This window comes from Arcticibacterium sp. GJ41-1 (assembly GCF_055808875.1).
The window spans coordinates 2,173,508-2,186,281 of record NZ_CM147888.1; the positions used below are offsets into that span (position 1 = coordinate 2,173,508).

Annotated in this window: 8 protein-coding genes; 7 read left to right on the forward strand and 1 reads right to left on the reverse strand. The window is 37.6% G+C overall.

Annotation, left to right across the window (positions count from 1 at the left end):
• Nucleotides 1–281 precede the first annotated feature (281 nt).
• The 7 genes from AC0L6O_RS08790 (at nucleotide 282) to AC0L6O_RS08820 (ending at nucleotide 11,911) form a co-directional block, all read left to right on the forward strand.
• Complete coding sequence (locus tag AC0L6O_RS08790) at nucleotides 282–3,380, forward strand: SusC/RagA family TonB-linked outer membrane protein (RefSeq protein ID WP_473307898.1); 3,099 nt, start codon at nucleotides 282–284, stop codon at nucleotides 3,378–3,380.
• A gap of 11 nt (nucleotides 3,381–3,391) precedes the next feature.
• Nucleotides 3,392–5,092 carry a RagB/SusD family nutrient uptake outer membrane protein gene (locus AC0L6O_RS08795; RefSeq protein ID WP_473307900.1) on the forward strand — a complete coding sequence of 567 codons (1,701 nt, stop codon included), beginning with the start codon at nucleotides 3,392–3,394 and terminating at the stop codon, nucleotides 5,090–5,092.
• Between the two features lie 47 nt (nucleotides 5,093–5,139).
• A complete protein-coding gene (locus tag AC0L6O_RS08800) occupies nucleotides 5,140–6,732 on the forward strand; it encodes a glycoside hydrolase (RefSeq protein ID WP_473307902.1) in 1,593 nt (530 codons plus the stop codon).
• A gap of 225 nt (nucleotides 6,733–6,957) precedes the next feature.
• Nucleotides 6,958–8,148 (forward strand): ATP-binding protein, encoded by a 1,191-nt coding sequence (locus AC0L6O_RS08805; RefSeq protein ID WP_473307904.1) that lies wholly within the window; start codon nucleotides 6,958–6,960, stop codon nucleotides 8,146–8,148.
• Entirely contained in the window at nucleotides 8,141–10,663 is a 2,523-nt protein-coding gene (locus AC0L6O_RS08810; RefSeq protein WP_473307905.1) for a tetratricopeptide repeat protein, read from the forward strand. Before AC0L6O_RS08805 ends, AC0L6O_RS08810 begins: the two co-directional genes overlap by 8 nt.
• Before the next feature lie 19 nt (nucleotides 10,664–10,682).
• Nucleotides 10,683–11,225, forward strand: a complete 543-nt coding sequence (locus AC0L6O_RS08815; RefSeq protein ID WP_473307907.1) for a DUF5655 domain-containing protein — start codon at nucleotides 10,683–10,685, stop codon at nucleotides 11,223–11,225.
• A gap of 113 nt (nucleotides 11,226–11,338) precedes the next feature.
• A complete protein-coding gene (locus AC0L6O_RS08820) occupies nucleotides 11,339–11,911 on the forward strand; it encodes a peroxiredoxin-like family protein (RefSeq protein WP_473307909.1) in 573 nt (190 codons plus the stop codon).
• 142 nt (nucleotides 11,912–12,053) lie between these two features.
• Here AC0L6O_RS08820 and AC0L6O_RS08825 read toward each other — a convergent pair whose 3' ends face one another.
• The gene (locus AC0L6O_RS08825; protein ID WP_473307911.1) at nucleotides 12,054–12,722 is read right to left on the reverse strand and encodes an arylesterase; all 669 of its coding nucleotides are present in this window, start codon (nucleotides 12,720–12,722) and stop codon (nucleotides 12,054–12,056) included.
• Between the last annotated feature and the right edge of the window lie 52 nt (nucleotides 12,723–12,774).

The window sequence follows — 12,774 nt, forward strand, 5'->3', positions numbered from 1 at the left end:
AAAGGATGAGCTTTGAAAAATCAATAAAAGTAAAATGTTAACTAAAACCCTCATACGCCTCTAATGCCCTTTTGCTTGTCAAAAATCCTACTAAAATTAGGAATAATGCAAAGATGAACGATTTATCCCTCTTTTAATAACGATTTGTACCCTCTCTGCCGTTGCCAAGCCTTCTAATATTGCAGTAGGAAATAAAGCACAAATATTCTTCAAATAATGATAACGGAATATTTGGACTTAAAAGACCCTCAAATATTATTTAACATATAAAGTATTAAAAGATGCCAACAAGATTACGATTGAAAGTCTGGCCGTTTTGTGTAATGCTACTTGCATTACTCTTAGGAAGAGGCCCAGATGTGCACGGTCAAACAAGCTCCGTTAGCGGGACAGTGTTAGACGAAACAGGGGAGACACTTCCGGGTGTTTCTGTTTTAATTAAGAGTACTACCACTGGTACTATTACAGACCAAGATGGAAAGTTTCAGCTAAACGTATCTGGAACAGCAAACCCTGTTTTACTTTTCTCTTATATAGGGTTTAAAGCGAAAGAGGTAGTACTTAATGGTCAAACCCAATTAGAGGTTAGTTTAGAATCAGATTTACAAACGCTTAGTGAGGTAGTAGTGGTAGGTTATGGTGAGCAAAAGAAAGCTACTTTGACAGGTTCTGTTTCTCAAATCGAAGGTAAGGCACTAGAAAGTAGCCCGCAGCCTAACTTGTCAAACTCCTTAGCAGGTAGGTTTTCTGGTATTATTGCCAATAACCGTTCTGGTGAGCCGGGTTATGATGGTTCTAGCTTTACCATTCGTGGCTTAGCTACTACGGGAAATAATGATGTGTTAGTGGTAGTTGATGGAGTTCCTGGTCAAATAGGAGGTTTAGAAAGACTATCGCCAAACGACATTGAAAGTGTTTCTATTCTTAAAGATGCATCTGCGGCTATTTATGGTTCTAGAGCAGCCAATGGTGTTATTTTGGTGACTACCAAAAGAGGGAAAAGCGGAAAGCCAACAGTGTCTTATAACTTTAACCAAGGTTTTTCTTCGCCAACACGTCTTCCAGACATGGCGGATGCAGCTACCTACGGTCAAATAAGAAACGAAATAGCTTATTATAACAATAATGCTAACGGTTTAAATCAAGTGTATTCTGAATCAGAAATTGCAAACTTTGCAAATGGTTCTGACCCAGTAAATTATCCAAATACGGATTGGGCGGCAGCCACTTTAAAAAATGTAGCTCTTCAAAATCAGCATAACCTAAGTGTTAGAGGTGGTACTGATGCCGTGAGTTATTTCCTTTCTTTAGGTAAATCTGGTCAAGAAGGACTTTATAAGAATGGAGCAACTGAGTATAATCAATATAACTTCAGAGCCAATATTGACGCCGATATAACCGAAAGGTTAAAAGTAGGTTTCTCACTTTCTGGTAGAAAAGAAGACAGACAGTACCCTACATCAGGTGCAAATGATTTGTTCCGTAATATCTATAGAGCCTATCCTACGCAAGCGGCTGTATATCCTAATGGATTGCCATCGTCTGGTATAGAGAACTCTAACCCAGTGGTAATGGCTACAGAAACGGCAGGACTTAATAAAAACCCAAACTACGTATTTAACGGGGTATTAAGAGCGAGTTATAAGTTGCCATTTTTAGATGGTCTTTCTGTAGATGGGTTTTACTCTATTGATGAAAACTCTAATAGAAAAAGCAACTTCTTAACGCCTTATACTTTGTATAACTATAACAGCGGTTCAGGTGCTTATGACCCTGTGGTAGTAGGTGGCGATGCAGACCAGCAAGCGGCATTGTTTGAAGAGCATTATAATCAATCAATGAGCGTAAGTAATATTAAGTTAAACTATAAAAATTACTTCGCAGGTCATTATGTAGATGTGTTTGTAGGTTATGAGCAAAGCTCAAACAGCTCGCACACATTAGGAGCTTCAAGGCTTCATTTTCCTACTACAGAAACTCCAGAACTATCACAAGGTGGTGCTGCAGCCTCTGATTATAATAACTACGGAAGCAGCTATAACTTTACCAGAAAGAGTTATTTAGGACGTTTTCTTTATAACTATAATGAGAAATACATGGCCGAGATTCAGCTAAGAGCTGATGGGTCTTCTAACTTTCCTAAAGAGAGTCGTTATGGTTTCTTCCCATCTGTTTCTGCTGGTTATAGAATTTCTGAAGAGCCATGGTTTCAAAACAACCAAAGCTTCTTTAATGACTTAAAAATCAGAGCTTCTTACGGTGAACTAGGAAATGATAATGTAGGTCAGTTTCAGTACTATGATAACTATTCTTTCAATAACCGTTACCTGATAGGTGATGTGGTTAGCACAGGAATTGACCTAACTAGATTAGGAAATCCTAACATCACATGGGAAGTAGCTAAGAAAACCGATATCGCTTTAAACGCAGTTTGGTTGAAAAACTTCACTACGGAGGTCATTTACTTTAGACAAAACAGAAGTGATATTTTGACTACAAGAAACGCTTCAATTCCAGGTACTTCAGGAATTGTAAATCCTTATGATGCCGAAACATTAGTTCCTGCAGAGAATATTGGTGAAGTGAAAAGCAGTGGTATAGAGTCTTCTGTTGGCTATAATAAAAGTGGTGATTTCAGTTTCGGCATAGCCGCAAACTTTACATATGCTAAAAATGAGCTAGTATTTAAAGATGAAGCCCCTGGTGTTTTAGATTATCAAAGAGAAACTGGAAGGTCATTAAATACTTATTTGCTTTATAACGCTATAGGTATTTTCAGAAGCCAAGAAGAGTTAGATGCTTACCCTCATGTGGCAGGAGCTCAAGTAGGCGATTTGATTTATGAAGATTATAATGGTGACGGAAACATTTCTGCAGACGACCAAGTACGTACCGAGTACGGAAATATTCCTCAAATGACTTTCGGTTTAACGCTTCAAGCGGCTTACAGAAACTTCGATTTCTCTGCTATACTTTCTGGGCAAGCACAGGTTAATCAGTATGTTTTACCTGAGTCAGGAACCATCGGTAACTATTACAGTAGCTGGGCAGACAACCGTTATAGCCCTTCTAATACGGAAGGAACTTACCCACGTGTAAGTGAGCGTTCTTCATCTGCCATTAGTGGTGGTCTTTACAGAAATAACTTCTGGTTAAATGATGCTGCTTTTGTAAGGTTGAAAAACATTCAGCTTGGTTATACCTTGCCTGAAAGCATTTTAGAAAGAGCAAATATTGGTTCTCTAAGAATTTACACCAATGCTTTTAACCTGTTGACACTTACAGGTGTTAAAGATTTTGACCCAGAGGGTTCTAGCGAAAGCGGTCAGTTTTATCCGCAACAGAAAATATTTAACCTAGGTCTGAACATTCAATTTTAGAATAATTAGAAATGAAAAATAAAAAAATTATAATACCGCTATTGGCCATTGGGCTTTCAGCGATAACAGCCATCAGCTGTAAGGAAGACTTTTTAGATGTGGTTCCTACAGACAGAGTATCGGATGCGTCTATATTAAATGATTCTACGCTTTTTGAAAGTTATGTAATTAACAGGTACTTAGGCGTAAGATTGACCAACAAAGAGGGTGATGGAAACGTACCTGGTTTTGGTAGAGGTTTTGAATATGCACTTTGGAGTTCATTGACAGATGAGTCTATCTATAACAATGACGACAATACTTGGTTTATTCAGCAAGGGCAACTTTCTCCTGAAAACACCGGTATTGCAGGTACTTTGTGGGGCCGTTCTTACAGAAGTATTAGAGAGTGTAATTATGCACTTACTAATATTGACCAAGTAGGAATGAGTGAATCTTATCAAAAGATTTTAACAGCAGAGCTTAGATTTATTAGAGCCTTCCGTTATCACGATTTAATTAGAAATTACGGTGAAGTAGTATTAATGGGCGACAAAGTTTCTCAACTAGGAGAAGATTTTACTGACCCAGCTTTTTTCACTAGAGCATCAATAGAAGAAGGTTTGGCATATGTTACGGCAGAATTAGACGCAGCAGCGGCAGATTTGCCAGCTCAAAACTCTAATAGCTGGAAAGAAGGTAGAGCTACAAAAGGTGCTGCATTGGCATTAAATGCTCGTCTTAAACTTTATGCAGCCAGTCCTTTATACACCGGTGGTCAAAACGATACACAGAAATGGCAAGAAGCTGCTCAAGCAGCCAAAGCCGTGATGGATATGCAGCAGTATAGCCTTTACCAAGGTGGTTACGGTCAACTTTTCTTAACGCCTAATAGCAATGAGGAAACAATTTTTGCGAGATATTACAACATCAATTCTAGACATACGGCATTAGAAATAGCCAATGGTCCTAACGGATACGATGGCTGGGCAGGTAATGTGCCATTACAAAATTTAGTGGATGATTATGAAATGATGGATGGCGGCGATTTCTCTTGGGATAACCCAGAGCAAGCAGCCGCTCCTTATGAAAACCGTGACCCTAGATTTTATGAGACTGTGCTTTATAACGGTGCAGACTATAGAGACAGACAAGTAGAAACGTTTATTCCTGGTGGAAGAGATAGTAAAGACGGTCCTGCAAACTGGAATACCACCAAAAGTGGCTATTACCTAAAGAAGTTTGTGGATGAGCGTTTACCTATTCAAAACCCATGGAACGTAGCAGGAACGCAAAACTGGATTTATTTCCGTTATGCAGAAATCTTGCTAAACTATGCTGAGGCTCAAAATGAGACTGTAGGCCCAGACGCAAGTGTTTATGATGCTATAAATAGTATTAGAAGCAGAAGTGGCGTGGGAATGCCAAACCTTCCAGAAGGACTTAGTCAAGATGAAATGAGAGAGCGAATTCAGCGTGAAAGAAGAATTGAGCTTGCTTTTGAAGAGCACAGATTCTATGATGTTCGTCGTTGGATGATTGCTGACCAAGTAGAAAATACGCCAGCTTATGGTATTGAAATAGTGAAAGCTGAAGATGGTACCTTGACGTATAACAGAATGGTGAGTTTACAAGGAAAAAGCTTTAGTACGCAGCATTATTGGTTGCCTATTCCTAGAGCAGAAATTTTAGCTTCAAATAATCAGTTGCAGCAAAATCCAGGATATAACTAAAAAAAGAAAAGGGGGATGAAAGTCCTCCTTTTTTATAAATTTATTTTATGTTAAAACTTATTAGAAAATTTAGAATTTCGGCACACAGTGTCATACTGCTAAGCTCTCTTTCTTTTTTTAGCTTTACCTCCTGTGGCTCAGATTCTTTACAGACCAGCCCAGTAATAAACCCTGAAATAGATAATATCATTAATGTGAATGCATTGACCGATAGGAGATTTCAAGAAATTGAAAACTTTGGTGCATCTGATGCATGGGCATGTGCTTTTGTGGGAGAATGGCCTTCGGCAAAAAAAGAAGCCATTGCGGAGCTTTTGTTTAGCAAAGAATTAGACAATAATGGAAACCCGAAAGGGATTGGTCTATCGCTTTGGCGATTCAATTTGGGTGCAGGAAGTGCCGAACAAGGTGAGTCATCAGACATTAAAGACGAATGGAGAAGAGGAGAATCTTTTTTAAATGTAGATGGCTCTTATGACTGGAATAAGCAAGCAGGCCAAGTGTGGTTTGCAGAAGAAGCTAAGAAACATGGGGTAGAAAAGCTTTTGGCTTTTACTAATAGTCCGCCGGTTTCTATGACCAGAAATGGTAAGGCTTACGCCAATAATAGTGAAACCAATTTGGCCCCAGAAAACTATCCGAAATTTGCGAAGTACTTGAGCACAGTTCTGAAAAACCTAAAAGAAAGAGGGCTAGAGATAGATTACATTAGCCCAATTAATGAGCCACAGTGGGACTGGTCTAAGCCTAATCAAGAGGGAACGCCGTTTTACAATAATGAAATAGCGGGTGTCATTAGAGCATTAGATGCGGCTTTAGAAGCTGATGGCTTAAATACAACCATTGATTTGGCAGAAGCAGGTAAAATCAATTATCTCTTTGAGGATGCTGATAAGCCAGGAATAGGAAGTCAAATTCAGGCTTTTTTCAATGAAAGTTCTGCCGATTATATTGGAAATCTGAAACATGTGGCTCGCAACCTTTCTGCTCACAGTTATTTTACTACCTCGCCTTTTGAGTCTTCTGTGGAGATGAGAAGCAAGCTTAAAACCGAAATAGCGAAAGTACCAGGTTTGTCGCTTTGGATGAGTGAGTACTGCATTTTAGGAGGAAATAGCGGTGAAATACAGGGTAACGGAAAAGATTTAGGTATAACACCAGCTTTATATGTGGCTCGTGTCATTCATAATGATTTGGCTGTGGCCAATGCTTCTGCTTGGAATTGGTGGACGGCAGTTTCTGGCTACGACTATAAAGACGGCTTGGTTTACGTAGATAAGAATAATACGGACGGCAACTATGCTGATTCCAAAATGCTTTGGGCTTTAGGAAACTACAGTCGTTTCATACGTCCGGGTTTTGAAAGAGTGGAGGTTTCTTTAGATGGTAAGTTTACGCAGAACAAAGACTTTTTAGTGTCTGCTTACGAGCAGCCAGAAACTAAAGAAATGGTCTATGTTTTTGTCAATTCTGCTACCAAAGCCATGGATATAGCCCTAAATACTGATGGAAATAAGGCAAACACTTCTAAAGCTTATGTCACTTCTGAAACTGCGGATTTGGCAGAAATGCAAATAATAGAGACTGGCAAATTGAGCATTCCGGCTCAGTCTATTGTGACTGTTTTGGTGAATAAATAATGAAAATCTAGTCTACTTGAATAATGTCAATCTTCGAATATTGGCCGATTAAGACCCTTTGGCACAGCTGAAGGGTCTTTTTTTGTGAAATCACTACTATTAAAAGTGGTTGGTCGTATTAATAATACGCATCTTGCTTTTAGTTTTGACAGTGCATTTGCTGTTAAATAGAATTAGCAGTACATTTACTGTCAAATAAATCTGACACGAAAAGTATTGTTAAGTATGAATGATTGGAAAGCTCCTAAAACAATTGTAGGCAATGTGGCTACTGGTAAGTATTTCTATCCAAGAAATGAGATAGTGAAAGAAATTTGGATTGAGTTGAAAAAGGGGAATTATGTTTTGATTGCAGCACCCAGAAGAGTGGGTAAAACTTCCATCATGCGGGAGTTAGAAAGAGACCCAAATCCTGGATTTCAAGTAATTTTTAAAAATATTCAGTCCATAAAGTCAGCTAAAGAATTTTACAAAAAGATATATGAACTGTTATTACAAGGTTTTAGTAAAAGTACTAAAGTTAAGAAATGGCTAAAGAAACATCTTCTATCTAAGTCAATAGCAGAAATTGACATAAAAGGCTCTGTCAAATTTAAGAATATTGAAGTAGACTTCGTTTCTGAAATTGAAACACTTTTCGAGGAGATTAATAATTTTGATGAGTCTTCTGAGACCATCCTGATTTTATTAGATGAACTTCCCGAAGTACTTCACAACCTAAATAAGTCAGGCAAAAAAGAGGAAGCTATTGAGGTTTTAAAACAACTCAGAACATGGCGTCAAGGCAATATTGATAAATTGAAATTTGTACTTGCCGGTTCCATTGGTATACATTATGTGGTCAATGCTATTGAAGGGAGAAACTCAGATTTGAATGATTTAAAGAATGTAGAATGCTCTCCTTTTGAACAGGCTGAAGCAGTGGACTACATTCAATGGGCAACTGAGTTATCCACAGTTAAGTATAGCCCAGACTTAGTAGCAATATTTCTCACCAAAATAGGGCCATATTTTACACCATATTTCATTAATATTTTACTTGAAGAGGTAGATAAGCAAGCAAGGAAAGCCAAATCGTCTGATATTTCAGAGGTCACATTAAATAAGGCTTTTGAGATTGTGGTCAAACATAATGACCACTTTATAGACTGGAAGAAACGTCTATCTGATTACCTGCCTAAGAAGGACTATGCTTTTGTTGGTGAGGTTTTAACCCATGTAGCACATAGAGAGCATATTTCAATTCAAGAAATCTATGATAAAGCTATAGCACATGAAAAAGAGACCGACTACATGGATTTTATGTCAGATCTAGAGCAGGATGGATATTTGGTAGAAATAGAAAGTAGCTACACATTCATTTCTCCCTTATTAAAAGCTTTTTGGAAAAGAAATAACCCAGTTTATAATGGATAAGAAGAATACAAATTTAGGGAATTGGTTTATCGACCAATTGAATGTATATCAGTCAGCTAATAGTGATGCTCAGTCTATCAAACAAAACTTCATCATTAGGCGAGAAGAGTTTGAGCTTATTATAGATTCCATGAAGACCAAAAAAGCGAATGACCCTATTCAGCATGAATTGATTTTAGGCAGACGTGGTAGCGGAAAATCTACTCTGTTAAAGCGAATAGAAATTGAAATCTGTGAGAATGAAAAGTTGAGCAAGCGTTTTATCTCTATTAACCTAGCTGAAGAGCAGGCTGGCGTCTACCGTTTGTTCGATTTGTGGGAATATGTATTGGACGAACTAAGGCTTAAGTTAACTGAGCAAATTACGCTACCCGATTATTCGACTTTTGATGATGACCAAGAATATACACACAGTCTATATGCATTGATACATGCAATTTGTAAAAAGCATAAAAAGAAGATCATACTGCTTTTAGATAACTTTGACAGGATTGTAGAGAATTTTACTGATGATGGTAATTTGTTGAGGGAGACCTTAATAAATTATTCTGATGTACAAATAATAGCTGGAAGCACACGAATGGATGAGCATTTTTGGCAATACGATAAACCGTTTTATGAGTTTTTTCGCAGACACCGATTAGAGGCTTTGAGTCGAGATGAGATGCAGCTACTTTTACTCCATTGGAGTGATTCTTTAGGAATAAGTGAGCTAAGAAAGTTTGTTTTAGGAAGTCCTGGAAAACTAGAAAATATAAGAATATTGACGGACGGTCTTCCACGTACGCTTCAGTTTTTTATACAGATAGTATTACAAAAGACTGAAAATACTTCTTATCAATACCTTAAAAAGGTCATGGATAATGTTAGCCCAGTGTACCAAGAAAGGTTAAATTATTTGACGCCTCAATTAAGAAAAACGGTATTGGAAATGGCATTTATTTGGGAGGCTTGTAGTACGAAGCAACTGGTGTCTAAAACCAAAATGCAGAGCAAACTAATATCAGCCAATTTAAAGACATTGGCAGATAAAGGGATAGTTGATGTAGTACCCACAGCTAAGAAACAAAACCTCTACAGGCTTTCTGAGCGTTTTTTTAACATGTGGTTGATAATAACCCAAGGAAACCCTGAGCAAAAAAGGAAGGCTAAATGGTTAAGTATATTTTTAGAGAATTGGTACGATGCAGCTGACTTTAAGAAATTGACAGAGGAGCATATAAAAAATTTGAAATCCAAGAATATAAACTGGAACAAGGCACTCATTCATTCCAAGGCACTAAGTCAAAGTAAGTATATCTCTGTAGTGGATAGAGATTCAATTATTATGCTAACGGAAGATTTAAAGGAACCGACCTTACAGTCAAGTTTCCTCGAATTACCTAGAAAGTTTGGAGAAATAGGTACGGAAGTTTCAAAAGCATTTGCAGCTGAAAATTACCAACGTGTAGTTAAACTATTAGAAGAAGTAGAAAATGAAGCTGGAGGAGTTAAGTTTTTAGGTTTAGGCTTGGCTTATCATGGCTTAAAAGAATTCAGAAAAGCTGAAAAATATTATATTCTAGCCATTGAAAATGGTTCGGAAGTACCTTTTTCTCGTTTCGCTTTAATTTATCAAGATCTTGGAGATGTAGAATTGGCTGAGAAATATCATTTGATCGCAATAGAAAATAAGGATTTAGATTCTCTTAATAATCTAGCAATACTTTACGATAATAAAGATGAATTTTACTTGGCCGAGAAATACTATCTAAAGGCGATAGAAAACAAGGACAAGGATGCCATCTACAATTTGGCACTGCTTTATGATAGAAAAGGTAAACATGAACTAGCAGAGAGGTATTACCTGATGACTAGGGGGAATCAACGTTTCGAATCTCAAAATAATTTAGCAAATTTATATAGTAGGCAAGGGAAGTTCGAGCTAGCAGAAAAGTTCTATTTAAAAGCGATTAAAGGTGAATGCTCTGTGGCCTTGTTTAATCTAGCAAAGATGTACGAGGAGAATGGGGGAATAGAATTAGCTGAAAAATACTATTTAAAGGCGATTGAGAAGAAAGATAATAATGCATACTATAACCTTGCTTTGATGTATTACCTTAATAATATTTCGAAAGCAAAATCTTTAGAATTAGTTAGGGAAAGTAATGTAAGAGTGTCGGATGATATTAGAAAGAGCTTGCAAATCTTAATTGAAATATGGAATGGTGTATTTGATGATTTGGAAGAAAGAGCTAATCGGCTTTTAGTCGCTGCAAAGGGGAGGGATATGCAGGTTTTTCTACTAGAATTATTAAACCACCAACAAAAGAACCTGGTTCTTAAGTTTTTTAGTAGCCAAGAATTTGGAGAGCTGTTGAAAGATAAATATTTGGTAGTATATTATGTTGCTCAATTACTGACCAAAACGGTAGAAGAGAATTTAGACTTAAAAATCCCGCCAGAGATAGTTTTAACAGTACATGCGGTATTAGAGTCAGTCAAAGAAAGGCAAGCATTTTATGGATATATTTAGATAGTAATATTCAAATACCATGGAGAAAGCACTACAAACTATGATTGACAATATGCCTGAGAAAACGGGTAAGTCATTAGCGGAATGGAAAACCATATTGGCGGCTAAAAACTTTGCGAAGCACGGTGAAGCCATGATTTTTTTAAAGAAAGAGCATGGCGTTACACATGGTTTTGCGAATACTATTATTCAATTGTCAAAAGACAATCAAGAAACGCCAGAAGATTTAGTAGCTAAACAATACACAGGAAAAGAAGCCTTAAAGCCTATTTATGATAAACTGCTAGAAGTGATTTTAGCTTTTGGTGATGATATAACAAAAACGCCCAAAAAGGACTCAGTTAGTTTGATAAGAAAAAGGCAGTTTGCACTCATAAAACCAGCCACCAAAACCCGAATAGATTTAGGCCTTAAGTTAAAAGGAAAGCCAGAAACAGAAAGACTAGGAAACTCTGGCCCTTTTGGTACCATGTGCACGCACCGTCTGAAACTAACAGACGTCCCAGAAGTAGATGAAGAGTTGGTTTCTTGGATTAGGGAGGCATATGAGGCGAGTGTGTAGTTTAAGTTTGCCCAGATAAGCGTTTTATGGTAGAAACTAAAACCTTGAAGCTCTATATCGCGTTTATAGGTCAGTAATCTTTTTACAGAAATCAAATTAGAAAAATATTAGCAATGAGTGCCCTTCAAGAATTTCAAAAATTAGTAATAGCCAATGCATCAGAGGTAAAAGGTTTGTCAATTGGTGATACCGCTCCAGATTTTACCTTGCCAAACGCTTTTGGTAATAATATTTCCCTGTCGGATGCCTTAAAAGAGGGCTTTGTCATTATTAAGTTTTATCGTGGCGAATGGTGTCCTATTTGTAATCTTGACCTGAGAGAAATACAGAAGCATTTGCCAGAGATTCAGGCATTGGGAGCTACAGTTTTCGCCATTAGTCCACAAAGTCCAGATGGTGCACTTACCGCTGCACAAAAGAATGAATTAGGCTACGAAGTACTCAGTGATGCTCATCAAGAAGTAATAAAAGCTTATAATCTACAGTTTGACCCAGGAGAAGATTATCATCAACGTCGTGACCTGACACAGGAAAACGGTGATGGCTCTAAAACACTTCCTGTTCCAGCCACATTTATTATAGATTCAAATCAAAAGATAGTAGCTGCCCATGTCGAGGCAAACTATACAGAAAGAATGTCTGCACTAGAAGTGATAGCGGCTTTGAAAAAAGTGAAGGCTAAATAGTTATAAGGTATCGCTTGCGTTAACAAGTGTATTGAGAGAAATCTAATTTATGTCAACTCCCTGCCTGTCACGGCAGACAGGGAGCGACAGCCGAGAATAGTCTTACAAGAACTCTGATAATTCAAAAAGCGAGATAAGGCTCTTAAATCACCTCCTCCAAAACCTCCCAAACATTTTTAGCTAAGATTTTATGTCCTTCTATGGTTGGGTGAATGCCATCTGCTTGGTTTAGGCTAGGTACTCCGCCTACACCGTCTAACAGAAACGGAATTAGTTTAACATCGTTAGTTTTAGCCAAATCTGTCCAGATGTTTTTAAACTCTGTGGTGTAGTCTTGCCCCATGTTTGGTGGTATTTGCATGCCTGCCAATATGATTTTGGTATCTGGGTTTTTCTTCCAAACTAGGTCAATAATGGCTTGTAAGTTTGCTTTAGTCTCTTTCAAAGGAATACCTCTTAGGCCGTCATTGGCTCCAAGTTCTAGTACAAAAATGTCAACATTCTGATTAAGTACCCAGTCTAATCTATTCAAGCCCCCCGAGGTAGTTTCGCCACTTAAACCTGCATTTACTACCGTATAGGCTAATGCTAAGGAGTCTAAGGTACTCTGTATTTTAGCAGGAAAAGCCTCTTCTACACCCACACCATAGCCTGCCGTTAGACTATTCCCAAAAAACAGGATGGTTTTGGAATTATTCTCAGGTTTTGAGATGTTCTCTGACTGACTTTCAGTTTCTTCTGTTTCCGTTTTAGATTCAGAAGTACAGGCAGCCATGAGCAAAACAAAGAAAAGAGGAAGTAGCTTATTCATAGAATTTAAAATTGGCCAAATCAAAAGGCCGTTTGAGTTTTATTTTAAAAAA

Bases quoted from the DNA above. Each gene is read 5' to 3' on its own strand.
- AC0L6O_RS08815 (WP_473307907.1), top strand. From the start codon at position 10,683: ATGGAGAAAGCACTACAAACTATGATTGACAATATGCCTGAGAAAACG.
- AC0L6O_RS08800 (WP_473307902.1), top strand. From the start codon at position 5,140: ATGTTAAAACTTATTAGAAAATTTAGAATTTCGGCACACAGTGTCATA.
- AC0L6O_RS08820 (WP_473307909.1), top strand. From the start codon at position 11,339: ATGAGTGCCCTTCAAGAATTTCAAAAATTAGTAATAGCCAATGCATCA.
- AC0L6O_RS08795 (WP_473307900.1), top strand. From the start codon at position 3,392: ATGAAAAATAAAAAAATTATAATACCGCTATTGGCCATTGGGCTTTCA.
- AC0L6O_RS08790 (WP_473307898.1), top strand. From the start codon at position 282: ATGCCAACAAGATTACGATTGAAAGTCTGGCCGTTTTGTGTAATGCTA.
- AC0L6O_RS08810 (WP_473307905.1), top strand. From the start codon at position 8,141: ATGGATAAGAAGAATACAAATTTAGGGAATTGGTTTATCGACCAATTG.
- AC0L6O_RS08825 (WP_473307911.1), bottom strand. From the start codon at position 12,722: ATGAATAAGCTACTTCCTCTTTTCTTTGTTTTGCTCATGGCTGCCTGT.
- AC0L6O_RS08805 (WP_473307904.1), top strand. From the start codon at position 6,958: ATGAATGATTGGAAAGCTCCTAAAACAATTGTAGGCAATGTGGCTACT.